The organism is Dyadobacter crusticola DSM 16708 (assembly GCF_000701505.1).
GTDB lineage: Bacteria > Bacteroidota > Bacteroidia > Cytophagales > Spirosomataceae > Dyadobacter > Dyadobacter crusticola.
In genome coordinates, this window is the sequence record NZ_JNJB01000005.1 from 369,779 (window position 1) to 395,481 (window position 25,703).

At 47.7% G+C, this 25,703-nt stretch carries 19 protein-coding genes; 11 read left to right on the forward strand and 8 right to left on the reverse strand.

Translation table 11 applies throughout. The features are described from left to right. The first annotated feature begins 93 nt into the window (after nt 1–93). A complete protein-coding gene (locus Q369_RS0107815; protein ID WP_229206769.1) occupies nt 94–3,366 on the forward strand; it encodes a DEAD/DEAH box helicase in 3,273 nt (1,090 codons plus the stop codon). Between the two features lie 3 nt (nt 3,367–3,369). On the opposite strand, the gene Q369_RS0107820 is transcribed toward Q369_RS0107815, so the two are convergent. The 4 genes from Q369_RS0107820 to Q369_RS0107835 are packed head-to-tail and all read right to left on the reverse strand — an operon-like array spanning nt 3,370 to nt 8,253. Next, nucleotides 3,370–4,512, reverse strand: a complete 1,143-nt coding sequence (locus Q369_RS0107820) for a glycoside hydrolase family 18 protein (protein ID WP_084165673.1) — start codon at nt 4,510–4,512, stop codon at nt 3,370–3,372. Nucleotides 4,513–4,527: 15 nt separating this feature from the next. Then, nucleotides 4,528–5,994 carry a fibronectin type III domain-containing protein gene (locus Q369_RS0107825; protein WP_051663963.1) on the reverse strand — a complete coding sequence of 489 codons (1,467 nt, stop codon included), beginning with the start codon at nt 5,992–5,994 and terminating at the stop codon, nt 4,528–4,530. Nucleotides 5,995–6,033: 39 nt separating this feature from the next. Further along, nucleotides 6,034–6,936 (reverse strand): magnesium transporter CorA family protein, encoded by a 903-nt coding sequence (locus tag Q369_RS0107830; RefSeq protein WP_031527250.1) that lies wholly within the window; start codon nt 6,934–6,936, stop codon nt 6,034–6,036. A 54-nt stretch (nt 6,937–6,990) separates the two neighbouring features. Further along, nucleotides 6,991–8,253: an NAD(P)/FAD-dependent oxidoreductase gene (locus tag Q369_RS0107835; RefSeq protein ID WP_031527251.1), complete on the reverse strand. Its 1,263-nt coding sequence runs from the start codon at nt 8,251–8,253 to the stop codon at nt 6,991–6,993. A 254-nt stretch (nt 8,254–8,507) separates the two neighbouring features. Between Q369_RS0107835 and Q369_RS0107845 the strand changes: the two genes are divergently transcribed. Further along, the gene (locus Q369_RS0107845) at nt 8,508–9,365 is read left to right on the forward strand and encodes an SDR family oxidoreductase (RefSeq protein WP_031527252.1); all 858 of its coding nucleotides are present in this window, start codon (nt 8,508–8,510) and stop codon (nt 9,363–9,365) included. 58 nt (nt 9,366–9,423) lie between these two features. On the opposite strand, the gene Q369_RS0107850 is transcribed toward Q369_RS0107845, so the two are convergent. Genes Q369_RS0107850 through Q369_RS0107860 form a run of 3 tightly spaced genes read right to left on the reverse strand, consistent with a single transcriptional unit; the run spans nt 9,424 to nt 15,560 of the window. Continuing rightward, nucleotides 9,424–9,804 (reverse strand): response regulator, encoded by a 381-nt coding sequence (locus Q369_RS0107850; RefSeq protein WP_031527253.1) that lies wholly within the window; start codon nt 9,802–9,804, stop codon nt 9,424–9,426. Nucleotides 9,805–9,818: 14 nt separating this feature from the next. Further along, entirely contained in the window at nt 9,819–11,690 is a 1,872-nt protein-coding gene (locus Q369_RS28285; RefSeq protein ID WP_031527254.1) for a tetratricopeptide repeat-containing sensor histidine kinase, read from the reverse strand. 9 nt (nt 11,691–11,699) lie between these two features. Next, nucleotides 11,700–15,560 carry a PAS domain S-box protein gene (locus Q369_RS0107860; RefSeq protein ID WP_031527255.1) on the reverse strand — a complete coding sequence of 1,287 codons (3,861 nt, stop codon included), beginning with the start codon at nt 15,558–15,560 and terminating at the stop codon, nt 11,700–11,702. Between the two features lie 246 nt (nt 15,561–15,806). On the opposite strand from Q369_RS0107860, the gene Q369_RS0107865 reads away from it, so the two are divergent. Both Q369_RS0107865 and Q369_RS0107870 read left to right on the forward strand, forming a co-directional pair. Continuing rightward, a complete protein-coding gene (locus tag Q369_RS0107865; protein ID WP_051663964.1) occupies nt 15,807–17,171 on the forward strand; it encodes an amidohydrolase family protein in 1,365 nt (454 codons plus the stop codon). A 76-nt stretch (nt 17,172–17,247) separates the two neighbouring features. Further along, nucleotides 17,248–17,616 (forward strand): VOC family protein, encoded by a 369-nt coding sequence (locus Q369_RS0107870; protein ID WP_031527257.1) that lies wholly within the window; start codon nt 17,248–17,250, stop codon nt 17,614–17,616. Here Q369_RS0107870 and Q369_RS0107875 read toward each other — a convergent pair whose 3' ends face one another. Further along, nucleotides 17,617–18,495, reverse strand: coding sequence for an alpha/beta fold hydrolase (locus Q369_RS0107875; RefSeq protein ID WP_031527258.1), 879 nt, complete (start codon nt 18,493–18,495; stop codon nt 17,617–17,619). It abuts the gene before it with no gap. Nucleotides 18,496–18,710: 215 nt separating this feature from the next. Here Q369_RS0107875 and Q369_RS0107880 point away from each other — a divergent pair, with 215 nt between their 5' ends. The 7 genes from Q369_RS0107880 to Q369_RS0107910 all read left to right on the forward strand — a co-directional run bounded on the left by Q369_RS0107880 (nt 18,711) and on the right by Q369_RS0107910 (nt 25,675). Then, nucleotides 18,711–19,733 (forward strand): SGNH/GDSL hydrolase family protein, encoded by a 1,023-nt coding sequence (locus Q369_RS0107880; RefSeq protein ID WP_031527259.1) that lies wholly within the window; start codon nt 18,711–18,713, stop codon nt 19,731–19,733. Then, nucleotides 19,733–20,896 (forward strand): glycosyltransferase family 4 protein, encoded by a 1,164-nt coding sequence (locus Q369_RS0107885; protein WP_031527260.1) that lies wholly within the window; start codon nt 19,733–19,735, stop codon nt 20,894–20,896. Before Q369_RS0107880 ends, Q369_RS0107885 begins: the two co-directional genes overlap by 1 nt. Before the next feature lie 32 nt (nt 20,897–20,928). Beyond that, nucleotides 20,929–22,086, forward strand: a complete 1,158-nt coding sequence (locus tag Q369_RS0107890; RefSeq protein WP_031527261.1) for a glycosyltransferase — start codon at nt 20,929–20,931, stop codon at nt 22,084–22,086. 48 nt (nt 22,087–22,134) lie between these two features. Beyond that, nucleotides 22,135–23,061, forward strand: coding sequence for a glycosyltransferase family 2 protein (locus tag Q369_RS0107895; RefSeq protein ID WP_031527262.1), 927 nt, complete (start codon nt 22,135–22,137; stop codon nt 23,059–23,061). Further along, nucleotides 23,018–23,584: a putative colanic acid biosynthesis acetyltransferase gene (locus Q369_RS0107900; RefSeq protein WP_031527263.1), complete on the forward strand. Its 567-nt coding sequence runs from the start codon at nt 23,018–23,020 to the stop codon at nt 23,582–23,584. Before Q369_RS0107895 ends, Q369_RS0107900 begins: the two co-directional genes overlap by 44 nt. Further along, entirely contained in the window at nt 23,581–24,330 is a 750-nt protein-coding gene (locus tag Q369_RS0107905) for a glycosyltransferase family 2 protein (RefSeq protein ID WP_031527264.1), read from the forward strand. Before Q369_RS0107900 ends, Q369_RS0107905 begins: the two co-directional genes overlap by 4 nt. Nucleotides 24,331–24,466: 136 nt before the next feature. Continuing rightward, nucleotides 24,467–25,675 carry an MraY family glycosyltransferase gene (locus Q369_RS0107910; RefSeq protein ID WP_031527265.1) on the forward strand — a complete coding sequence of 403 codons (1,209 nt, stop codon included), beginning with the start codon at nt 24,467–24,469 and terminating at the stop codon, nt 25,673–25,675. Nucleotides 25,676–25,703 lie beyond the last annotated feature (28 nt).

The following is a 25,703-nucleotide window of genomic DNA, read 5'->3' on the forward strand; positions in this document are numbered from 1 at the left end:
GAAACTGAGCGCCCGAGCCTGCATAACTTTATACTACCCAATTTTGATACAGGCAATTTTTCTGTCAGCCACATTCTGCAGAATTGTGCCACAATGCCCGATACCGGTAAGCGGGGCTATTTTGAGATTCAGCCTGCGGAGATTGACATTCATTATGCCAACTTCAAACTGCAGGGGCTCAGCGGCGAGCTCAACAAGGTCATTGTAAAACAGAATGCTAGCCTCATTCAGATTTACTGCGGATGCGGCCAGCCCAAGAAGAAATTATGTGAACACCAGGTTCAGATCCTTTATAACCTCTTACAGCGTAAAGACCTGCGTGTGTTTTTTGATCAAAAATTAAGAACAGCCCGGATACGCGAAGTAGCAGTGGATTACGGTTTGGAAAACGAAGCGGACCTGGATACGTACTTTCTGCTGACCTATACCAACCGCGAACTGCTGATAAAGCCCAGGCTTAAAGAACTGCTTCCGGTAGACAATCACTCGGTAACAATGCTGGGTGACAGCCTCCTGCCTTCCACTTCGAGAATGCTGCCGGAGAGCGACCAGCGCAAAGAAGTGCGCCAGCTCGTCGTGCTCGGCCATAATAAATATTATGAAAACTTCTTCGCCGAGCTGTATGAAGCCGCAACCACGCGTGACGGGAAGATCAAAAACCCGATCTTACCGTTGAACCCACTTGAACAGATATGGAAAACGGAAAATACAGATGCTGTCAAATTCTTCACCGCTATTGCCGGCTTCCAGAATAACTTTCGCAAGAAACAGTTCGAAAGCGACGTTGCCGGGTTAAGGGCGCTGGTTAAAAATCCTGTTAATGCAGATTTCTGCTACCACAATCCCGACGTTTCTGAAAATATCAATGCAGCCTCGGTTGTCCCGGTCAAATTACAGCAGGTACCCGTTGATCTGCAATTACGGATCGACCAGAAGAAGCCGTTTTTCCATATTTCAGGCGAACTGATTCTCGACGGGATCTATCTCGACCTGGAAAAAGTAGAGCTGCGTTTTGACTATTTCGTACTATATATCCGGGATCTGTACCTGATTGACCGGGAAGATATCCTGAAGACCATCCATTTTTTCAGACAACATAACCAGAAGATCTACATTCACGAGTCCAAATTCGAAGCATTTCGCCTGGGCTTGCTGGATAAGCTCGAAAACAGGATTAAAATCACGTATTCCTTTCTTAAAACTGCAACTGCCAGCCAGCGCGAGGAAACCGGCTTTCATACGGACGTCAAGAAGCTTGTTTACCTGGAAGATTTTGGAAATTATGTATTGATCACCCCGGTCGTGAGATACGGACAGGCTGAGGTACCGTTGTTTTCAAAAAAACAGATTTACTCGGTGGATAGTCACGGGAACCCATTTACGGTGGCGCGAAACGCTGATGAAGAGCTCCGGTTTATCAGCGCGATTGTGCGTCAGCATCCCGACTTTGAAGATCAGCAAGGCAGAGACTTCTTTTATTTACATCGGGGTCAATTCCTGGATGAAAACTGGTTTCCGGATGCATTTGAGGAATGGCAGAACCAGGGTATCAGCATTCTTGGTTTCAATGCGCTGGGTAAAAACCGCCTGAACCTGAACAAGGCGAAGATATCGGTCAGTGTGGTGAGCGGGATCAACTGGTTCAATACAGTAGCCTCCATTAAGTTTGGAAAACAGCAGGTTACACTCAAACACCTGCACAAAGCAGTGAAAAACCGCACCAAATACGTGGAGCTCGGCGACGGGACTATGGGCATTCTGCCTGAGGACTGGCTGGCAAAATTCACTAAATTCTTTGAAGTAGGCGAAATTGCGGAAGAAACGATCCGAATGCCCAAAAGCAGCTTTGTGGCGATCAGCGAGCTCTATGAAGCCGAAGTACTTACACGTGAAGTGCGCGAGCAAATCGACTTTTTCAAGACCAACCTTACCGATTTTGAAACAATTCAGCCGGTTGCAATTCCCGCCGGGCTGCGAGCCACACTGCGCAAATACCAGCAGGAGGGACTCAATTGGCTCAACTTTCTCGACGAATTCGGCTTTGGCGGCTGCCTGGCCGATGATATGGGGCTCGGCAAGACAGTCCAGATTATCGCATTTCTTCTGTTGCAAAAGGAAAAGCGCGGCCCAAGCACGAGCCTGATCATAGTGCCTACCTCGCTGATATTCAACTGGCAGGCGGAAGTGGAGAAATTTGCCCCGGATTTGAAAATGCTGACCATTTACGGCGCTGACAGACAAAGGGAGATCAATGACTTTGAGAACTTCGATATCGTGCTGACCTCCTACGGCACGTTGCTTTCAGATGTGAATTTTCTCAAAAAATTCATGTTTAACTATGTGATTCTAGATGAATCGCAGGCAATCAAGAACCCTGAATCGCAGCGGTATAAAGCGGCGAGACTGCTGCAATCGCGCAATAAACTTGTGCTGACAGGTACGCCGGTGGAGAACAATACATTCGATTTGTACGGGCAACTTTCGTTCGCATGCCCGGGATTGCTGGGCAGCAAAACACAGTTTAAAAACCATTTCTCCGCGCCCGTCGACCGGTTCAAAGACAACGAGCGCGCGCGGGAATTGCAGCGGCGGATCAATCCTTTCATTCTCCGGCGGACGAAGAAGCAGGTTGCTACGGAACTGCCGGACAAAACCGAGATTGTGCTTTATTGCGAAATGGGCGAAGAACAAAGGAAAGTTTACAATGCGTATGAGCTGGAATTCTTCACATTCCTGAATACTCGCAATGAAGTGGATATACCGCGGGAAACGCTTCACATTTTGCAGGGACTGACCAAGCTGCGGCAGATATGCAACTCTCCTGCATTGCTCAATGATGATCTGTTTTACGGAACTGCATCTGCAAAAATCGATGCATTGGTGGAGCAGATAGAAAGTAAGTCGCCACAGCACAAGATCCTTGTTTTCTCACAGTTTGTAACCATGCTCGACCTGATCAAAACGGAACTGATCAGCAGGGACATTGAATTTGAGTACCTCACAGGCCAGACCCGCGACCGCGAAGCCCGTGTGACGAACTTTCAGAACAATGAAAATGTGCGCGTTTTCCTGATCAGCCTCAAAGCAGGCGGAACGGGCTTAAACCTCACTGAGGCGGATTATGTGTACCTCGTGGACCCTTGGTGGAACCCCGCTGTTGAGAATCAGGCGATAGACAGGAGTTACCGGATCGGACAGAATAAAAACGTGATTGCGGTAAGGCTGATCTGTCCTGATACGATTGAGGAAAAGATTATGGAGTTGCAGAAAACGAAAAAAGATCTCGCCAACGACCTGATCAAGACGGATAATGCAGTTTTAAAAAACCTTAGCAAAAATGACCTGCTGAGCCTGGTATCGCATTGATTTTCAATCCAGGTTCCTGCTGATTTCATTAAGGAGGTATTCTTTGGGATCACTGAAATATTCCCAGAAGAAGATACCGGCTAAATTGTGCTTTTTGATGTATTTACATTTCAGCCTGATCGATTTTTCGTCTTCGTAAGTGATCAGGACTTTTGTTGAATCGTTGAATAAATAAGGCGCTTTTGCCTTTTTATCATAATATTTTTTGTACCCGTTCTGGTTGATCAGTGTATCTTTCAGCTTCGTATAGCCGCCTCCCTGAACTGACTTTACCCGGGCTTCTCCTAGTCCGTTGTTTTTAGCCGAAGCAGCCTCCCATCCTTTTCCGTAGAATGCAGCTCCCAGCACAATTTTGCTCGCAGGTACCCCCGCTGCCATGAAATTCCTCACTGATCGATCGGCCGAAGAGCCTTCTGCATCGTAATCGTACAAATTAGTGTGGTGGCCAACAGTCCCATTCCTGCCGCCGTAATCGTAAGTCATGATGAAGATGTAGTCTGTAAAAGCTTGCACGAGGCCCATTTCAGTATTCTCCAAAAACGATTTGGAACCTCCTACCGCAGTGGTAAGCTGGAACTTCCGTCCTTTTTCCTTTTCCAGCATATCGAGCTCAGCGCGTATCGCTTTGAACATCAATGTAAAATTCTGCTTATCCACCGGTCGGTAAACATTGCCCTCTTCACCGGGCATGGCGGGATATTCCCAGTCAATGTCGACACCATCGAGATTGTACTGCCGGATAATATCGACACTGGATTTCGCAAATTTCAAGCGGGATGATTCAGTAAGTACAGCATCAGAAAAGTTCTCACTCCACGCCCAGCCACCGATTGAAATCAGGATTTTGAGATCCGGATTTTTGGTTTTCAATGCATTTAAATTCCTGAAATTGGTACTGTCCGTCGCAAGGTTGGTAAGTACCGCCAAACTATCCTTTACATCCACAAATGCGTAATTGATATGCGTCAGCTTTTCAGCGTCAATCTCCCCCGTGTTCACCAGCCCGCGAAAGCCGCCTACATAGCCATTGACAACGTATTTTTTCTTTTGCGCAAATGCATCACCCGGGCCTAAAAGCATCAAAGTGAGTGCAGCCGCCAAATGCACCGAACCAGCAACCAATCGCGTGAGGATAGATGTTTTCATTTAAATGATTTTTTATTAATAAAGCCAGATCCGCCTGGATATTACTTCTTTACCACCTTCGATCACCACGATGTAAATGCCCGCAAAAAGTCCATTCAGATTGATTTCTGTTGGGATCAGTGTCGTTACCTCCTTCTGCTTCCTTCCTGAAATATCGAAGACCGAAATCCGGCATTTACCCGTCAGCCTGGCATTCACAACCAACGTGCGCCCGAAAGTGTAGATGCTATTCTCGACCTGCGGATCCTTTGTGCCTGTGATAATGGAACCGGCGCGAACAATCGAAATCAAGCTATAAGGTGAGCTGCCTCCTGCATTCACCGCCTTGATCCGGTAGAAATAATCTACCTTTTCGAGCTTGGAAGTATCCTGAAATTGTGAAACCGCAGCCGGTACCGTGCCGATTTGCACAAAATTTTCGTCCGCTGCCATCGCCCTTTCTATAACCACTGAAACTGCATTGCCGGTAACGGGAGTCCACCTGAGCTGCACAATTTGTGGGGCGAGCGGTACGGCGTTGAAGTCGGCGGGCCGGTCGGGAACCGGAATATTAAATGTCCGCACTGAAATTGCGCCGCTATAAGGTGAGGCGCCGGCCGCATTGACCGCACGGACCCGATAGTAGTAAAGCGTGCCTGCAATGAGACCGGTGTTTTGATAAGTCGTCACGTTGGCAGAAAGGTCAGCGATTTTGGTGAAAGTGGATCCGTTGGTGGATCGTTCCAGCTGATAGCCTGTTTCGTTGTCCGACCGATCGGCCCAGGCTAGATTGATCTGAGTCTGAGAAATGGCAGTTCCGGTAAGACTGTCCGGAGCAGCCGGCGCCACCTGCAAGGTTACCGCGAGAACGATGCTGGTGTAAGCAGATTTCCCGGCTGTGTTTTTGGCAAGTACACGATACCAGTACCGTGTGGCTGGTTTTAAGCCTGTATGCTGATATATAAGAGTGTTTGCAGCGACGTCTGCAATCTTTTCAAACTTCACACCATCGATGGAGCTTTCCACTTCGAAGGCAGTTTCGTTATTGGCGTTGTCTGTCCATGCGAGGTTTATTTGGTATCCCGAAACTGGTGTAGCAACAAGCGCAGAAGGCGGTTTTGGAACCGTAACAACAGGCGGCAGGGTCGTAGCAGAGGCTACATTGGAATAAACAGAGTACCCGTTCGCATTTTTAGCCCGCAGCCGGTACCAGTATTTCGTAGCAGCAGTCAGACTGTCATGAATGTAATTAACAGCGTTAGATTTTAAATCAGCGATTTTAGTGTATTTGACCCCGTCAGTCGCACTTTCCAGCTCAAATGTGATTTCATCGGCAGAATTATCGGTCCAGCTTAGATTGATCTGGCTGGGCGATACCGCCACGGAGGTAAGGTTGGAAGGCGCCTTCGGAATGGCGAATGCAGATGCATTCACTGCAACTGCCAGTCCGGCCAGCGTAAGCAGCAATGCGGCAAAGCAACCTGGAAGAACAAGTTTTCTCATATTTTAGTGACAACTCAATAAGGGGGTAAAACGCGGGTCTTAAAGCCAGCCTCTTTTCTTGAACCAGATATAAATACCACCTGTGATTGCCGCCATAAGGATCATCACTGCGGGATACCCATATCTCCATTCCAGCTCCGGCATTACCTTGAAGTTCATTCCGTAAATACCTACTATGAAAGTCAGCGGCATGAAGAATACGGAAAAGACGGTAAGTACCCGAACAATGTCGTTTGTCCGCTGTGAGGAAATGGAAAAGTAGATCATTACAAGCTGGTTTACGTTCTCGAAAAGCGTATCGTAGATGCTGTGCAGCTTGACGTAAAGGTCGCGGGTATCTCGGGTGTAGGTATTGGATTCTTCCGGCGAGTCGATCCTTTCGATGATATCATGAGAAAGCATAATTACGCGCCGGGTCACTTCCACTTTTCTCCGTAAATAATACAGCCCTTTCAACAGCAGCGTATTGCGGTTTTTCAGGAACATATTTTCCTCATAATACTCGATGTCGCGGGTAAGCCTGGCGGAGGGCTGCTCGTAGGTGCTCAGACAAACTTTCACGATCTCATTAACCAGCTGGTGCGTATTTTCACACGCATGCTGGCTAAACCGCGTCTCCTTAATCTGCTCCGGGCCCGACCATGCGTGCTTGTGCAGGGTGATTACCCTGTCTTCAAACATAAAAATCGCCACCTTGTTTGTCAGTTCCGTTACCGTATCGGCTTCAACGGAAGTCTGCTCAGCGTGTACCCTGAAAATGATAAAAGCGTAGCTGCCCACGTACTCGAATTTCGGTAAGTGGTCGGCTTGCAGCCAGTCTTTTATCGACGATTCGTGCAATGCATATTTGCTGGTCAGCTCGTCAAGTTCTTTTTGATCGGGATCTATTATATCCAACCATTCAAAGGGGTGCTCTGAATGGTCGGTAATACTTTGCAGCATAGGGTTTAATTGAGGAGAATAACACTGTTAGATTTCATCTGGCAGTTGGCATGGTCACTCTTCTGGCTTGGTATCAAGTATAAAGCGCAGCGACTGATCCCGGGTGAAAAATGCGACGATCCAGTTGTAAAGCGTTTTAACCTGATTACGGTAGCGGATAAGCGAGAATAAATGCACCACCAGCCATAGAAAGTAAGCTATAAAACCTTTGAAATGCAAACCGGGCAGATCTGCCACTGCCTTATTGATCCCGATAATGGCCATTGACCCTTTGTCTTTGTAAGAAAACTCAACGAGCGGTTTCCCTTCCTGCAACAGGCGCAGGTTTTTAGCCAGGTTCCTGCCTTGCTGAATGGCCACTTGCGCGAGTTGCGGGTGACCGTTCGGGAAGTCAGTGTCGCCTTCCATCAAGCAGATATCACCCAGAGCATATATGTTGCTAAACCCTTTTACTTTGTTATGCCGATCGACAAGCACGCGCCGCCCACGTCCGAATACCTCCTTAGGCAGGCCAGGCAGCTCAACGCCCACTACGCCGGAAGTCCAGATCAGCGTCTCAGTTTCGATCGTTTTTCCATTTGCAAACGTGACTACGCCATTGTCATAATCCTTCACGGCGTGATCCAGCAGCACCTTGATCCCGAGCCCTCTCAGCTCTTCCAGTGTTTCTTCCTGCGCTTTTTTGCTCATCGGATTAAGTACGGTAGGTAGCGCATCAACGAGGTATATTTCCACTTCGTCGCGGTTCAGTTCCGGATAATCCTTCTTGAAAATGCCTTTGTGCATCTCTGCAAGCATACCCGATATTTCTACGCCAGTGGGACCGGCTCCCGCCACCACAATGGAAAGTACCCTCCGCCGCTCGGCCGGATCGGTGATCTTGGTGGCTCTTTCCTTGGTTTTCAGTACGTGGTTTCTCAATGTCAATGCATCCTTGACCGTCTTCATGGAAACCGCATTCTTTTTCACGTTCTCCATTCCGAAATAGTTGGTTTCGGTTCCGGTGGCAAACACCAGGTAATCATAGTACAATTCCCCCGTATCTGTAATAACGCGGTTCTCGGCAGGAATTACCTCTTTAAAGGAGCCGAGACTGAACCGCAGATTTGATTTTTCCTGAAAAAACTTCCTGAATGGATAGCTTATATTGGAAGCTTCCAGAAATCCGGTCGCGACCTGATAAAGTAACGGCGGGAAAAAATTGTAGTTATTCTTATCCACCAGTGTAATGTCAAATTGCTTGTCTTTGGCCAGCTTCTGCGCCAAATTGATACCAGCGAAGCCTCCGCCGATGATTACTACCTTCTTCGTAGCCATGTTTTGTCGATTTAGAATCTTTTTTGCCCCGTGATCAATATAATTGTGCCGGGACATTTTGGGGTGCATATCGGTATTAGCAAATGCACTTTCCATATCAGAAAACCTGGCCCTGACTGTGAAATTCTTTACTCATTACAGGAATATCTGCCTGACACTGATCAACGTCAGCACAGTTTGGGCAACTTCCGGCACGTGGCATATCGTTTTTGAAGGGGGTGGCTTTCGCATTTATCAACATAAAAAACCTTATCATGAATTACGACATTGATACCAAAGGGCAGACGCAGGACAAGCAGCCCGGAATCGAACAGCAAATGGATCCCGCACCGATAATCATCCGTGAAAATTACCGCGGAAGTGGCAAGCTGCAGGGAAAAACAGCCCTGATCACCGGCGGAGACAGCGGAATCGGCCGCGCAGTAGCGGTGCATTTCGCAAGAGAAGGCGCTGACGTGGCTATTGTGTATCTTGATGAAACCCAGGATGCCGCTGAAACCAAATCTCTGGTGGAAGCAGAGGGGAAAACCTGCCTGCTGATTCAGGGAGATATCCGGAATGAGGCTTTTTGCAAAGATGCCGTAAGCCAAACAGTGCGCGAGTTTGGAAAATTGAATATACTGGTCAACAATGCGGCCGAGCAGCACCCTAAGGATGATATCCGGGAAATAACGGCGCAGCAGCTTTCAGACACGTTCTCTACCAATATTTTCTCATTCTTTTACTTCACGCAGGCTGCGCTGGAACATCTGAGTGAGGGAGATTGCATTATCAATACCACTTCTGTAACTGCATACCACGGCAGCCCGAGCCTGTTGGATTATTCTTCAACAAAAGGCGCTATCGTAGGTTATACCAGATCACTGGCAGGCAGCTTGTCGGAGAAAGGTATCCGCGTAAATGCAGTTGCGCCAGGCCCGATCTGGACACCATTGATCCCCGCCACATTTGATTCGGAACGTGTGGAGAAATTCGGAAAAGATACTCCTATGAAACGCCCCGGACAGCCGAGTGAAGTTGCAACTTGTTACGTTTTCCTGGCAAGCGACGATGCTTCATACATGAGCGGGCAAGTACTTCACCCCAATGGCGGGCAGGTTGTGAACGGCTAGTCCGGATACCCCAGCAACGATCATCTTTGGAATTCCGGACTGGCCGGAATTCCTTTTTTTATTCCAGCTGCTGAACTGCGGCTTCAATACTGCTGAGCAGCTGTGCCTGGCGGTAAGGTTTTGTAATGTAGCCCGCGGGGTGGGTTTCAGACGCGCGCCGGACCGTTTCCTGGTCCATATAAGCAGTAAGATAAATAATCGGGATGCCGGATTTGATTTCGCGGACCCGGAGCGCGGTGTCAATGCCGTCGATATCTCCTTTGATGTGAATATCCATAATGATCACGTCCACCTCCTCACTATTCACGTAGCCGAGTACTTCCTCACTATTGTCGGCAATGCCCACAACTTCATACCCTGCCTGATCAAGCGTTTCTTCAAGCCCCATTGCCTGAATACCTTCATCTTCGACGACCAGAATTTTGATTGATTTCTTCATAGTGCAACTTTTTCTCAGGCAGCTTTTACCTGCTTGCCCGCATCGACCGGGGTGGGAATTTCCATTATAAATGTCGTTCCTCCGGAAACGTCCACCCTGCATTTCGCATCGAGTTGTCTGGCAAGTACCTGCACCAGCTTCATCCCAAATGACCCGGAAGGCTTCTTCCACTTTTCCAGGCTCATGCCCGGTCCATTGTCGACAATCTGCAGGAATAGCACACCAGTGGATTCTATTCTTGGCTCCATCCGGGATTCCATCTGGGATTCCAATATAACAGATAATCGCGGTTCAGTGGTGGTTTTATAAGCATACTTGAAATAATTGGTGACCCACTCGTTGACAATCAGCCCCGCAGGCATCGCGATATCAATATCAATTTCCATAACAGAAACTTCCACACGCAAATCCAGGTCGGCAGGCGCAACACCAAAGCTCTGCATAACGCTGTCGATCAGATTACCCATATACTCCTTCATATCCACCAGGTTGACTGCATCTTGCCTGTACAAGCTTTTGTGTATCAGCGACATAGCTTCAATGCGCTGCTGCCCCGCCTGCATACTGCTCCTTGCATCATCATCGGTCAGCCGGCTGGACTGCAAACTGAGCAAACTGGATACCGTCTGCAGATTGTTTTTCACGCGGTGGTGGAGCTCTTTCATCAGTACTTTCAGCTTTTCGGCCTGCTCATTGATCTTTGCATTGTTACTTTCAAGCTCCTGGTTGGCCCTGGAGATAGTCCGGTATTGAAAAAGCATGAATACAGACAGCAGCAAGAACACTGAAAGGCCGGTTAGCGCCCAAATCGTTTCCCGTGTCTTAACTTTGTTGATCTCACCCAGCGTACTGATCTGCTGGTCTTTTTTCCCGGCCTCGTATTGCTCCTGCATCTCCCCTATCTGCCGCACGTTCTCCAATACACGAAGCGAATCGCGGATCTCAATGTACCGGGTATAAGCCTCTAATGCATCCTTATAGCTGTTCATTTTGTTCAATGCGCGATAGAGGTAGCGGTTTACCTCCATTTCACGGAAGGGATTTTTCAGGTCTTGGGTGATCTTCAATGCCTCTTTCAAGTAGCGAATGCAGTTCTCCTGGTCGCCTTCGCCCATATACACCTGCGAAAGCCACGTGTAGGAGTAGGTGAGCGACAATTGCTGGTTGTATTTTTTAGCAAGATCAATGCCTTTGGTGACGTAAAAACGCGCTTGTTCCAGCTCACCCCTTTTCACGCAAGCCTGCGCGATATTGTTATAATACCCAATCCTTTGTTTTTCAAAACGCTCCGAAGATTCGGCGAGTTTAAGCCCCTCGAGATGCATTCTCAGTGATTTGTGGATCAATGCGGTATCTTCTCTGTCAGAGCCCAGGCCCTGCGTAAACATCGCTTCGAGCCGCGCCATATAAATCACGGAGGCAGTGTCCCTGTTCTTCCTGGCAACGGACATACCTTTGTCTACCGAGGCAAGCGCCATGCTATAATTGGCTTTTTCCTTATGCAAATTCCCGATTACCGCGTAAATATCCGGGATTTCGCCGGTCAGTTTCCACTTCTCGGCGTCTTTCAGTGCCAGTATAGCCATTTGCATAGCCTCTTTGTGGTTGCCAAGCCGCCACAATGCCTGCGCATGATAGCGGGTTCCGCGCACAATTGCACGCGCATCATTCAGCCGCATTCCTTCTTTTTTGATCAATGCAGCTATCCAGCGCAGCGAATCGGGCGAGCCTGTGGTGAAATTGTCGGCTTTTTCAAATAAATCATTGAGCTGTGTGGTGCGCAGCTTTTTACCGGTCATTGAAACAACCGGTTCAGCCGCAGCTGTAACCAGATTTGCTGCGAAAATGAAGACAATAAGAAAGAGTGATGTAAGAGATCTATGCATCCGGGGCTATTACGTCTTGATCAGCCATTTGTAAATAGCCTCTTCCAATGTATCTTTTAATACCGGCTTGGTCAAATAATCGTCCATTCCTGCCTCAATGCACTTTTCTCTCTCTCCTACCACAGTGCCAGCGGTAAGCGCAATGATCGGTACGTGGCTGTTTTGTTCCAGGTCGCGAATACCGCGCGCGGCTTCGTATCCATTCATTTCCGGCATCTGAATGTCCATAAAAATAATATCGGGCTTGTTTTTGTGAAAAGCATGGATTGCCTCACGCCCGTTAGCCGCTTCTATGATATTTGCATTGGGTACAATTTTCAGGAGCATCGATTTGACCAGCAACATGTTAATCAGGTGATCTTCTGCAATCAGCACCGTTATAGGTGAATCATTAATCTCGTGTTCAATCGTCGGCTCCTCTTTTTGCGGGGCAACTTCCTGTTTTTTACCTAAACTGGAAATCGCCGAAAAAAGCTGCTGGATCTTGACGGGTTTGAGCAAAAAATGCTGCACGTTCAGCTCCTCACGAACTGCATTCAGCATCTCATCTTCAAAAGAATCGTTGAGCAGAACGACAGGCTGCTGCTCAGCGCCGGGTACCTGTAATTCCCTCATCCTCCGGATAGATTCGACGCCGCCCATTCCGGGCATTTTGCAATCCATCAAAATTACGTCGAAGCTTTCTCCGCTGGTAAGCAAGTCGAGCGCCTCCTGCCCGCTTCTGGCATAAGTTGATCCGATGGCCTTGTTGGACAACATTTCTCGCAGGATCTTCCCATTGTTTTCGTTATCGTCCACGATCAGTATCTTCTTTACATCCTCCGCGTTTTCCCATTCAAACAGATCCTGACCTTCCACGGCGCTGAATGTCACGTCAAAAAAGAAGGTACTGCCTTTGTCAACGTCACTTTCGAGCTGTAAGTGGCTCTTCATCAGGCCGAGCAGCCGGTTGGAAATGGTAAGTCCCAACCCGGTGCCGCCGAAACGTTTGGTCGTTGAAGAATCTTCCTGCGAAAATGCTTCGAAGATCCGCCGCTGATTCTGCGGCTCTATTCCAATACCGGTATCTCTCACCGAAAACCGGAATGTATAACGGTCCGGCTCCGATTTGGTCAACACCTCGATTTTCAGTTCGATCTCACCTGTGAGCGTGAATTTGACTGCATTGCTGAGCAGGTTAACCAGGATCTGGCGTAACCTAAGCGGATCGGCCCAGACGAAATGAGGTATTTCCGGCGGGATATTCAGCAACATTTCCAGCTGCTTTTGCTGCGCCTGGTAAGTTACCATATCTGATACCTGGCCGCATACTTCCAGCAGATCGGTTTTCTCCAATGTGAGATCCAGTTTTCCGGCCTCGATTTTCGAAAAGTCAAGAATGTCGTTGATGATATCCAGGAGCGAATTCGCCGACTGAAAAACCATCGACATATATTGTTGCTGCGTCTCGTCCAAATTGGTCTTCATCAGCAGATCCGTAAACCCTACGACCCCATTGAGCGGTGTCCTGATCTCGTGGCTCATATTCGCCAGGAATTCAGATTTTAGCTTGCTGGCTGCCTCTGCATGCTCGCGCGCTTCCAGCAGCTCCATTTCGGCGCGTTTCCTGGTAGTAATATCCCGGATAACTGCCTGTATAATATCCTGATCATTTACATTGATCGAATTCAGCAGTACTTCGGCGATGAAGCTTTCCTTCTTTTTGCCAAACCTCCGGTAAACCCACTCAAAGCTGTGGCTTCCTTTCTGGTAGACAGAATCGATGTGGAAGCCGGAGACACGCACTGCAGTTTGTTCTTCATCTTCCCGGCTTGACAAATCGCCCAGCTCCATCTGCCGCAAAGTTTCAACGGAATCCAACCCGAACATCCGCAACGCAGCTTCGTTACAATCCAGGTAACCGCTTCTGTTAAAAAGCATCACTGCATCGCTGGTGGAATCGTACAGGCTCCTGAACTTCGCCTCCGAATGCATAATCTCCACCTGCGCCTTCTTTTTGGTAGTAATATCCTGAAATGCACCATAAAGGCGCACGCAAGTTCCGTCCTTCATTTCTGCTTTCCCGATGGTGCGCACCCAAACTTCATTGCCTTTCGCTGTCACGATCTGAAGTTCAAGGTCCCAGCCGGTACCATGCAGCAAGCCCTCCTTCACCGCTTCCTCGATTGCATTCCTGCTCGCTCCTTCCTTGTAGAAATGGATCGCGGTGGCCACATCGGGCTGGTAATCTTCATCGACTTCATGCATTTGCCGGGTCATGGAAGACCAGTACAGCTCGCTTGTTTTAGGATAAAGCTCCCACCCGCCGATCAATGCGACGTGGTTGGTTTGTTCCAGCATTTCGGTGATCCGCTGCAGCTCGTCAGCGGACTTTCTGCGGGCGGTGATATCCCGCTCGATCGCGATATAGTTTGTACAAACCCCGTCTTCGTTAAATACGGGGATTACTTTCAGGTCGATCCAGAACTTCTCTCCCGTTCTGGAATAGCAGAGGATTTCTTCTTCAACAACCAGCTTTTCTTTGCTGCGGTTGTAAATGCGTTCGATTGTTGCCAGGTCGGTTTCAGGACCTTTCAGCAGATCCGCCGGTTTTTGGCCCCGTGCTTCTTTACGGCTGTACCCCGAGCGTTGCTCGTAGGCTTTATTTACCCAGGTAATAAGTCCTTTTCCGTCGGTAATTACAATGTAATCGGTTGTATTGGAAGCCACAATGGCCAGCTCTCTTAACCTTTCGCGCGAGTTGCGCAGCTCGGTGATGTTGTGGCTCGTGAGAATGATCTCCTGGCTGGTTGGATCCACATTGGCTGTGGTGTTACTCCATGACCAGCTTCCGTCGCGATGCCTGATCCTGTGCTCCACTCCGCCAGGCAGCGGCTGGCCCGTTTCGATGGTTTCGCGGAGAGCCTTGTAGCAGATTTCGAAGTCATCGGGGTGAATGAATTCTGAAAACAAATGCCCGACAGTCTCCTCGATCGGGTGCCCATAAGTAGTTGTCCAGCTTGGCGATACATATGTAAAAACGCCTTTTCTGTTGACTGTAAAAAGCACATCCTGCATGTTGGATATCAGCACAGACAGGTCTTCTTCCACTTTGACCTGCTGGGTTATATCATAGCCAACGCAGAAAAGCTCCGTTACTTCTCCGGCTGCATTCGTTATTCCCGTGAATTCCCATTGTGTCGTTTTGATCCCGCCATTTGAACAATACTTCCTGAGCTTGACAGGATGCGGCACATTGGGAACCGTGAGACAACGGGCACCGGTGCTCACGCATTTTTCTATATCCTGCGGAACAATGCCGGATATAGACGAAACGCCGAGAACATCCCGGCGATCGAGCTGAAATGATTTGCAGAAAAAATCATTGACATACACATAATTACCAGCCAGATCAATTCCCGCGACGTACACTGTCTGACTACTCAGAAAAGTATGGTAGAGGCGACCTTCACTAACGGGCGCTCCGGTGATCCTGTCTGTTGCTTCAAACGCCGTGAGGATATAGCGCGCATTTGTCCCGGGATCCGAGAAAGCGAGAGAACGTACCTGTATATGCGCAATATTCCCTTCGGCACCGAACAAAACGATCGTGCTGTCGTGAGTCGCGCCACTTTGCGAAAAATGGTTAGCTGCATTCTCCCGGAAATAGCTGAACTGTACGCTACCTACCAGCTCAGAAATTGCCTGCTCTTCACTTTCCAGTTTTAAAAAACGGGCGAGAAATTTGCTGAGCCTTGCATCGGCCCATTCATTTTGCGGATCGGAATGCTCCCAGATCAGAGTTCCGTCAATTGCTGCATTCTGTACAAAGTCAAATACGTTTTCATCCCTTTGCAGCAAATTGAAAAACTTCTTTCTAATCTTATTCATGATCAATGGCATCCCAAATTTTCAGCGCAGGAGTGTCGCTCACTTTTAACCTTACAATATATAGTTTTTTAGTTACTTAATATAAGAGAATGAATTACTTCGACAAACCTTAGCGCTTGCGTATTTTGATATTTCGCAGCCGCTACACCATTTTACCGGATTGATTATTTAATTTGATTTTTCAGTAAGCTTTATGAACGCGATCCTGACCAGCTTCATCGTGCTACTTATTTCAAAATTTCAAATATGCGACCATCCAGACCAATCCTATCCCATTGCCGAAAAACAATATTGCTGGCCGCTCTGACACTGCCGGTATTTGCAAACGCACAAACCTTCTCACAAGCCAGCTCAAAGCTTTTAAAGAATGTCACTCTCATTGACGGAACCGGAGCTGCACCCCGGAAGAATGTCGATATTCTGATCGAAGGAAAAAGGATTAAAACGATCGGCAACAACCTCAAAGTCAAGGCCGATACCATCCTCACTTTGACGGGACAAACCGTAATCCCCTCCCTGATCTGCGCCCACGCGCATATCGGCACTCTGAAAGGGACTACTTCGAATGCGGAGAATTACACGAGGGAAAACATTTTGAGACAATTGCTGAAGTACCAGGACTATGGCGTCAGCGCAGTGCTTATAATGGGAACCGACCGGCCGCTGATCTTCAATGGACTGCGCGATTCAACTGTCGCGGGGTTGCTGCCTGGCGCAAGATTATTTTCGGCCGGGTTCGGGTTCAACACGCCGGATCCAAATCCAGGATCTTGGATGAACCTGCTGCAAAGACCTGCGACGCCGGAAGAAGTGCCTGCAATGGTGGAGAAAGTGGCTGCTTTGAAACCTACTGTCCTGAAAATGTGGGTAGACGATCACGGTGGCGGGCAGAAAATGAAGCCTGAAATTTACAAAGCGATCATCAGTGAAGCGCACAAAAGGAATATCCGCGTGGCTGCGCACCTCTTCTACGCCGAAGATGCCAGTGCATTGATCGACGCGGGGCTGGATATCATCGCCCACAGTATCCGCGACAAAGAAGTTGATCAGGCACTTTTAACCAAAATGAAACAGAAGAATGTGGTTTACATTCCAACGCTGACGCTCGATGAATACCAGTTTGCCTACGCAGGGAATCCGAACTGGATCAATGAGCCGTTTTTCAAAAATTCACTTGAACCAGGTGTTTTCGAGATGATTACTGACATAAGTTATGGAGAGAAAATCAGGAACTCGCCTGACTATGCCCGCAATATGGAAGCAAACAAAATCGCGATGCGTAATCTTCAAAAAATCGCTGCGGCAGGTATCACAGTCGCACTCGGAACGGACTCCGGTGCTTTCCCTGTACGAACACAAGGATTTACCGAACATCTTGAAATGGAAATGATGGTGGAATCGGGGATGGATGCGCTGCAGGTACTCACAGCAAGTACCAGAAATGCCGCACGCGCATTACAGATAGACAAAGATTTTGGCACGCTGGAAGCAGGCAAGATAGCAGACCTGCTTATTCTTGATGGCGACCCGTCGGTAGATATACGGAATACACGTAAAATCAAGGCGGTTTGGAAGGAAGGGAAAATGGCAAGCAAAGGTCCGCTGAAATAAGGTTATTTTGCTGGCAGAATGGCTAAAAGCACATGATAACATCAAAACAAATTGTTACAAAGACACTCCTTTTTTCATGAAAATCGCATTTAAAAGACTGGATCACATTATGCTCTGCATTCCGGAAGGTACCGAGGAGCAGGCGCGGGATTTCTATACCAATGTGCTTGGTCTGGAAGAATTGACAAACCTGGGCTACCCGCTACCAAACGGGGCGATCTGGTTTCAGATGGGCGACATTCAGCTGCATGTGAGGGCTGAAAAGAACCACGATGGCTCTTCCCAGCGTCATCCGGCATTTGAAGTACATAACCTGGAAGCAGCGCGGGCTGTATTGCAGGAACATGGAATCGAGCTCAAAAATGAAAGCAAAATCCCGGATAGAAACAGATTTTCTTTCCGGGATCCATTTGGTAATCGCATTGAGCTGATCGAGATGCTGTGATCAGCCGATGATATCAGTATAAGGATTGCTGATCGTCACGATCTCTTCGTTGATAAATTGCACCAGGTTTTCATTCAGGCGCTCTTTATGGGTAACGAACAAACCGTGTGGTGCGCCTTCGTAAACAATGTACTCAGCCCCGGGCAGCATTTCAGAAGTCCGGTCGCTGCTTACTTTGATCGGAACAGTTTTGTCGGCTTCGCCGTGAATGATCAGAATGGGGACATCCAGCAGAGAAATTTCATCCCGAAAATCTGTTGCACTGAAACTGCGGATGCACTGTGTGGTAGCGCGGCCGGAAGCCTGCAATGCAAGGATACTGTGCCACTGCAGGATTTCATCGCTTACCGCATTGTTCAGCAGACTGTTCCCGTAAAAATCTTTCGCAAAACCAGCCAGGAAATGCGGGCGATCGTTTTCCACATCCTTTACAAAGCTGTCGAACAGGCTCTGCGGAACACCGTCAGGATTGTCATCCGTATGTAACATATAAGGAAGCACAGAGCTAATCAGCACAGCTTTGGATACGCGTGAGCTGCCGTACCTGCTCAGGTACCTCACTACTTCGCCTCCGCCCATTGAAAAACCGACCAGGGTAACTTCATTCAAATCGAGCGATTCGATAATTGCATTCAGGTCACCCGCCAGCGTATCATAATCGTATCCCGACCATGGTTTGTCTGACTTGCCAAAACCACGGCGGTCATAACCAATGCAGCGGATGCCGTGCTTGGGTAATACATTGAACTGGTATTCCCACATTTCGTGGCTGAGTGGCCATCCTGATATAAAGATCACCGGCTTGCCCTGTCCCACTTCGTGAACAAACAATTTGACCGGTTCTCCCGAACTTCCAGCTGTTGATTCGATCAATTTCATCATATTGGTTTTTAGAATGGATTTTGGACTTAAAATTAAAATCCGGCATAGAAGCCGCTGAGTACTACCCTACCATTTAAATTATCATTCCACCCATATACGAAAGCATAGCTCCGGGGAGTAAGTTATTTGGCGAACAAAAGGGCAAAAAATCGCTTTTGGTAAAAGTAATCCTAAATTTGCCCCACATTCGACGTAGATAAGAACTTCACTTGATGTTAAAGTACCTGTACGGATTGCTGATCGGCATTGTCATTCTCGCCGGAATAGCCGAGGTTGTATTGAGAGTAAAATACGGCTTCTGCAATTCGCCTCTTTACGTTTCTGATCCCGATTTCGAATATATCTATGCTCCCAATCAGGACGTGGAACGGTTTGGCCAGGTAATCCGGACAAACCAGTTTTCAATGCGGAATGAAGAGATACTTCCTTCTGATTCCCTGATTATCCTGCTCATCGGCGACTCTGTTGTAAACGGCGGCAGCCTTACCGACCAGGACAGCATCGCTTCCACAATCCTGGAAAAGCGTTTTCAACAAGATTTCAAAAAGCGCGTGCGGGTACTAAATATCTCCGCAGGCTCCTGGGGACCTGATAATGTGGCAGCTTACCTTAAGAAGTATGGGGTTTTTAAGGCAAAGCTGATGTGCCTGGTGACGAGCAGCCACGACGCCCACGATATCATGTCGCACCAAAGTCCGGTTGGGATTGATCCCGGCTGGCCTGACAAGCAGTATAAAGTAGCCTTGTACGAGCTGTGGGACAGGTACCGATGGATTTTCTTCTATTATATAGATACTGTTCTGTTTACCAAAGAACCCGAAAAGCCTGCAATCACTGCGCAAAGCAAACCCGAGCCGGTCAAAGCAGATACCGTGCAACTCGATTCCACGAGACAGCAAACGCTGAATCAGGCCGGGATCAGAAAACCAGGTATCGACTTCAATCCGGGCTACCAACAGTTGCTCGACATTGCGAAAGCAAACCATATCCCATTTTTCATTTACCTGCATCCCGAAATTTCAGAAGTCGAAATGGGGCATTTCAATGATCAGGGAAAAGAGATCATCGCATTCGCAAAAGAAAACGATGTGCGGCTGATCAATGAATTACAGCTGGGGGTATCTACCAAATTGTATCGCAAAATGGATCTCGTGCATTACAATCCGCAAGGACAGATATTTATGGCTGATAACCTGTATCCATTGTTCCAGGAATACTTAAACCTGCCCAGATAATGCGTGTTCTAGTTGTACATAACCAGCTCTGGGCTCATTACAAGTCGAAGCTTTTCAGCGACCTGCACAAGGTTTTCAAAAAGCAGGAGCCGGGCAGTCAGTTCCTGGTTGCGCAGATCGGGCTGTACGAAGCCAGCAGGGCTGTGATGCAGAATGACGAAAAAATTAGTTACGAGTACCCTTATCAGCTGCTTTTCAACAAAAGTCTGGATCAGATCACAATGGCTGAGCGGCGGGCGGCGCTTTTTCAGGTCTTCAGAGAATTTAAGCCGGATGTGCTCAATATCACCGGTTGGGGCGATATAGCGCAGGTGCAGCTGATGTTTTATGCCAAATGGAAAGGTGTCAAAGTGGTGATTTCATCGGAATCATCCTCCCAGGACCATGTGCGTTCCAGCTGGAAGGAGGCATTTAAAAGCTTCATCATCAAAAGAGGAAATGCGTTTTTCTGCTTTGGTAAAACCTCAGCTGATTACCTGGAAAGCCTGGGCGTGAAGCCGGAGCAAATTCCCGTGCGGAATGCTGCTGTGGTCGACGATCAGGTGATTATGGAAAATTATAGAAAGGCAAAATCCGCATTGAAAAACGCAGATACGTCGCAGAAGTTAACCCGGAGGTTTGTGTATGTTGGCAGGCTTGCGCCGGAGAAAAACCTGGAAATGCTGATCCGTGCATTCGCCGAAATCCAAAAACCGGAAATTGCGGTAAGTATGTGGGAGTTGCTGCTGGTGGGCGACGGTCCGGCCAGGGGTGCCTTGGAAACGCTTGCCCAAAAGCTCGGTGTGGACGAGAAGGTAATTTTCGCAGGCGGATTCCCCTGGTATGAAGTGCCGGGCTGGCTGGCACAAAGTGACGTGCTGATTTTGCCAAGCAAATCTGAACCCTGGGGATTGGTAGTAAATGAAGCGATGGTTTGCGGAATGCCCGTGATCGTTTCAAATAAGTGCGGCTGTGCGCCTGACCTGGTCGGGAACGCCGGAAATGGCTTTACATTCAATCCCGAAAACCAGAAGGAGCTTGAAACAGCGATGTTGTTTTTTGTAAGAAACCCTGGAAAGATAGCTGAGATGGGCGCAGTATCACTTGAAAAAATCAAACCGTTTTCTTCCGAAAAAGTAGCTGAGGAAATGGTAAAAACATACAAAATACTGGCGGAAGCGTAGAAATCGCGGCGCCATTCACACTCACCAAAAGAATGCGGATTTTAAATATTTGTGCATATACCTGGGCAATAGGCGGACCTGCCCGGATCATTTACGATCATACCACAGAAGTACTGGCGCAGGGTCACCAGGTGGATATACTAAGCCCGATGACACCCGGCGAGAAGATGTACCCGGCACCGGAGGGCGCGCGCCTGATCCCTTGTGCGAGGACCACACCTTTGAGCAACGTTTACCGCGAGTTTTCGGTTGAGATGTACCAGTACCTCAAAGCACACATTCACGAATACGATGTGGTACATATGCACGGGATCTGGCATTTCGGCAGCCTTTCGCCTTTTCTGATCCCGAACAAGGCGGTGAAAGTGATCACGATCCACGGGCTGCTCGACAAATGGGCTGTGGCGCACAGTAAATGGAAAAAGCAGATCGTTACTGCACTTTACCAGAAGCGTCTGCTTGGCAAAGCCGACCTGATCCAGATTAACAATACTGACGAGGAAGAAGATGTGGTGCGTTACCTCGGTTACCGGCCCAAAAACATGGTGATCGTGCCGAATGGAATGAAGCTTACAGACTATCAAAACCTGCCCGCAAAAGGCATCTTCCGCAGAAAACATCAGATTTCCGAAGATAAGCAGCTCGTCCTCTTCATGGGCAGGCTGAATATCAAAAAAGGACTCGACCTGCTTCTTCCTGCTTTTCACAAGATATACCAGCAAGTACCCGATGCAATGCTGATCCTGGCCGGGCCAGATGATGGTTATCAGGCGGAATGTGAAGCGTTTATTCAAAAACACCAGCTCTCAGATCGCATTAAGCTGGTAGGAATGCTGACGGATACAGACAAGAAAGAGGCGTTTTCGGACGCGGAGCTTTTTGTGCTTCCCTCCTACTCGGAAGGGTTTTCCATTGCGGTACTCGAAGCGATGACGTGCAAAATACCTGCGGTTGTTTCGGACAGAGTGGGTTTTGGTGACTATATCAAAAGGTACGATGCGGCATTTCTGACGCCATTGAATGCAGATGGAGTGGCGGAGGGTATTCTTAAAATATTACAAGATAAAAGCTACGCGGAGACCGTGGCAAATCGTGCCTACAAGATGGTAACTGAAAATTTTGACATTAAAGTGGTTGCCAATCAGTTATTGGAAGAATACAAGAAAGTTAAAAAAAGCGGCTATCTTTGAGCATTTAAGTAACCGCTGAGAACCAAACCGGAAACGTTTTACCTGGATATGATTGACTTATCGGTCATTATTTTGACCCACAATGAATCGAAACACATCGGGCGTTGCATTAAAAGTCTTCATCAGATAACAGACAAGATTTTTATTGTCGACTCTTTCTCTACGGACGATACGGTTGCGATTGCTGAAAGTCTCGGGGCAACCGTGATCCAGAATCCCTGGGTTTCCTATTCATTCCAGTTCAACTTCGGTATTGCCAATAATCCATTTGAAACAGCCTGGCTTATGCGGATGGACGCCGACGAATACATCACGCCAGAACTCGCCGCTGAGCTGAATGCGGGACTTTCGCAGGTAGCACAGACAGTTTCCGGATTGTATGTCAAAAGGCGGGTGATCTTCATGGACAAATGGATCAGGCGCGGCGGTTACTATCCGATCTGGCTGCTCAGGCTGTGGCGCCGCGGGACTGGTACCTGCGAAGAACTTTGGATGGACGAGCACATCAAGCTCAGCAGCGGAACAGTCGCCAATCTGAACCACGATATTGTCGATCACAACCTCAATAACCTGACCTGGTGGACGCAGAAGCATAACAATTATGCAATACGCGAAGTCATTGATTTATTGAACATTAAATATAATTTTGATAGCAAGCCCACTGTCGATCCGAAGTTTTGGGGGAGCCAGGAGCAACGTACGCGCTATCTGAAAGTCAAGTACGCCAAAATGCCCCTTTTTACGCGGCCATTTGTTTATTTCAGCTTTCGGTACTTCCTGAAACTGGGCTTTCTGGATGGCGTTAAGGGATTGATCTGGCATTTTTTGCAGGGATTTTGGTACAGGTTCCTGGTTGATGCCAAGATTTACGAAGTGTACTACCGCGCCGGAAGGGACAAAGAGCAGATTATAACACATTTCAGAACGGAATATGGAAAAGACCTTAAAAGCCCAAACCGATCTGTCAAAGTATGACAACAGCTGGTACAAGCCAGGGAATGTCGTCAAGCAGATCCTTTGGTACTTCACCGGCCGCCTGTTCCTGAACACACACCTGCCATATCCTTCGTCATTTAAGATATGGTTGTTAAAAATGTTTGGCGCGAAGATCGGAAAAGGGGTTGTGATCAAACCTAAAGTAAACATAAAGTACCCCTGGTTTTTATCGATTGGTGACTATACCTGGGTCGGCGAAAATGTGTGGATTGACAACCTCACATTGGTGACTATCGAAGCAAATGCCTGCTTGTCACAGGGTTGCATGCTACTGACCGGAAATCACGATTATACCAAGAGTGCATTTGACCTGATCGTAAAGCCAATTACACTTGGACAAGGAGTGTGGATCGGTGCGCAGGCGACGGTTTGCCCGGGCGTAACCGCCGGCTCGCACGCTGTATTGACGGTCAACTCTGTTGCGACGACAAATATGGAAGCAAACGGCATTTACCAGGGAAACCCGGCCAAGTATGTTAAAACAAGAACCATAGCGCATTGAAAGTAAGCATACTCACCGTCGTTTTTAACGGAGCTTCAACCATCCGGCACTGCATTGAATCCATTATCAATCAGGATTATCCGGATATCGAATACATTGTAGTCGATGGAAATTCGAAGGACGGGACGCAGGATATTGTGAAATCGTTTGGGCATAAGGTCAGCAAATTCGTGAGCGAGAAAGACGCGGGAATTTACGATGCGATGAACAAGGGCATACAATTAACAACCGGTGATATCATCGGGATATTGAATGCAGACGATTTTTATGCTATGCCGACCGTGATTTCGGATGTTGTGAATCTGATGCAAACCGGAAACTACGACGCGTGCTACGGCGATCTTGAGTATGTCGACTTTACAAACGGCGAGATCGTCAAGCGGAAATGGACATCGGGATTGTACCAGAAAGGTTCGTTTCTAAATGGCTGGATGCCGCCGCACCCGACTTTTTTTGTACGCAGGGAATTGTACGAAAGATTGGGAAGGTTCAGGCTCGACCTGGGAAGTGCGGCAGACTATGAGCTTATGCTCAGATTTGTACACAAGGCAGAAATCAAAATCGGATACCTGCCGAAAGTAATGGTGAAAATGCGGAGTGGCGGGGTTAGTAACAGTTCTTTAAAAAACAGGATACTGGCTAATAGAAACGATCTTAAAGCCTGGAAAACAAATGGTTTGAAACCGCGATTTTATACATTATGGTTGAAACCGTTGCGAAAGGTCTTTCAGTTTATCGTAAAATAACAAACGGTCGCAAAGCCGCTTAATAAATATTTTAGGTTTCGATTATTTGTATATTTCTTATATTGAAGTAATTTACGTCTTTTGATCAGGAATTTACTCTTGCTCCTTCTTACACTTCATAAATAAGGCAGACACTATGGAATTAAAGCTACCTCTTCAAATACTAAGTGAAGGCAACTTTGGCAACATCATTCACCACGATGTTTATCAATGCCTCCTTTCATTTTTGATTGCCTGTTTTCTTTCGATTATCTCCATCCCGATCATTATAAATCTCTCAAACCTGCTGCATTTAACAGCAAAGCCGGGTTTCAGAAGCTCTCACGAGACGGAAACGCCGACACTCGGAGGGATTGCCATTTTCGCAGCCACACTGATCGCCTACTTCCTCTGGCCACATTCTGAGAATATTCTGGATTCCAACCTCATCAGTCTGGCTATGACCGGAGTGATCATACTCTTTTTTCTCGGAATCAAAGACGATATCCTGGCCGTGGACCCTACCAAGAAGCTAATCATTCAAATATTCGCGTCGCTGATTCTGGTGGCGATGGGCAACTTCAAAGTGGATAATTTCTACGGCATATTCGGCATTCATATCGTTTCCGATTTCGTGAGTATCCCGCTTACCGTGTTTATTTTCATCGCCATTATCAATGCAATCAATCTGATCGACGGAATCGACGGGCTGGCTGGCGGGATCAGTCTCATTGCCGGACTTGGCTTCGGGATCTGGTTTATATTAAATGATCATTTCTCGTTCGGCTGTCTCGCATTTGCGATGTCCGGCTCGCTGCTCGGTTTTTTAAGGTTCAACTTTTCGAAAACCAGCAAAATTTTTATGGGCGACACAGGCTCGCTGATCGTAGGTTACCTGCTTTCCATATTCTCAGTTGAATTTTTATCACTGAATGTTGGCTACCTGCACGATCCGAATGCCTATTTCAATGCACCGATCATTGTGATGGTCCTGCTGATCGTTCCGATTTTCGATACACTTCGCGTTTTCATCGTACGGATTGTAAAAGGCGGCTCACCTTTCCTGGCTGACCGTAACCACATGCACCACATTCTCATTGACAATGGGCTCAACCACTTCTGGGCTTCGTTCACATTGTGGATGGTAACTATTGTTAACACCGCGCTTTTCTTCGCTTTTCACGGAGACATTACCAACACAGCTTCAATGTACATTTACATTGGAATGTTCGGCGCGTACATGCTTTTTGCATATATTCTCAAGAAACGCGTCGTGACTGTAAAAGAGAAGAAAAAATTGGTAAACAGTCCTTCTTTCAACGAAAACGACCTTCCATCCACCAACAATTCACGACGGGAATTCTGATCTGAGGGCTGATGATTTTACTGTGAAT

Excerpts from the sequence above, each read along its gene's own strand:
- Q369_RS0107815 (WP_229206769.1), top strand. The coding sequence starts at position 94 with ATGCCCGATACCGGTAAGCGGGGCTATTTTGAGATTCAGCCTGCGGAG.
- Q369_RS0107820 (WP_084165673.1), bottom strand. The coding sequence starts at position 4,512 with ATGAAAACATCTATCCTCACGCGATTGGTTGCTGGTTCGGTGCATTTG.
- Q369_RS0107825 (WP_051663963.1), bottom strand. The coding sequence starts at position 5,994 with ATGAGAAAACTTGTTCTTCCAGGTTGCTTTGCCGCATTGCTGCTTACG.
- Q369_RS0107830 (WP_031527250.1), bottom strand. The coding sequence starts at position 6,936 with ATGCTGCAAAGTATTACCGACCATTCAGAGCACCCCTTTGAATGGTTG.
- Q369_RS0107835 (WP_031527251.1), bottom strand. The coding sequence starts at position 8,253 with ATGGCTACGAAGAAGGTAGTAATCATCGGCGGAGGCTTCGCTGGTATC.
- Q369_RS0107845 (WP_031527252.1), top strand. The coding sequence starts at position 8,508 with ATGAATTACGACATTGATACCAAAGGGCAGACGCAGGACAAGCAGCCC.
- Q369_RS0107850 (WP_031527253.1), bottom strand. The coding sequence starts at position 9,804 with ATGAAGAAATCAATCAAAATTCTGGTCGTCGAAGATGAAGGTATTCAG.
- Q369_RS28285 (WP_031527254.1), bottom strand. The coding sequence starts at position 11,690 with ATGCATAGATCTCTTACATCACTCTTTCTTATTGTCTTCATTTTCGCA.
- Q369_RS0107860 (WP_031527255.1), bottom strand. The coding sequence starts at position 15,560 with ATGAATAAGATTAGAAAGAAGTTTTTCAATTTGCTGCAAAGGGATGAA.
- Q369_RS0107865 (WP_051663964.1), top strand. The coding sequence starts at position 15,807 with ATGCGACCATCCAGACCAATCCTATCCCATTGCCGAAAAACAATATTG.
- Q369_RS0107870 (WP_031527257.1), top strand. The coding sequence starts at position 17,248 with ATGAAAATCGCATTTAAAAGACTGGATCACATTATGCTCTGCATTCCG.
- Q369_RS0107875 (WP_031527258.1), bottom strand. The coding sequence starts at position 18,495 with ATGAAATTGATCGAATCAACAGCTGGAAGTTCGGGAGAACCGGTCAAA.
- Q369_RS0107880 (WP_031527259.1), top strand. The coding sequence starts at position 18,711 with ATGTTAAAGTACCTGTACGGATTGCTGATCGGCATTGTCATTCTCGCC.
- Q369_RS0107885 (WP_031527260.1), top strand. The coding sequence starts at position 19,733 with ATGCGTGTTCTAGTTGTACATAACCAGCTCTGGGCTCATTACAAGTCG.
- Q369_RS0107890 (WP_031527261.1), top strand. The coding sequence starts at position 20,929 with ATGCGGATTTTAAATATTTGTGCATATACCTGGGCAATAGGCGGACCT.
- Q369_RS0107895 (WP_031527262.1), top strand. The coding sequence starts at position 22,135 with ATGATTGACTTATCGGTCATTATTTTGACCCACAATGAATCGAAACAC.
- Q369_RS0107900 (WP_031527263.1), top strand. The coding sequence starts at position 23,018 with ATGGAAAAGACCTTAAAAGCCCAAACCGATCTGTCAAAGTATGACAAC.
- Q369_RS0107910 (WP_031527265.1), top strand. The coding sequence starts at position 24,467 with ATGGAATTAAAGCTACCTCTTCAAATACTAAGTGAAGGCAACTTTGGC.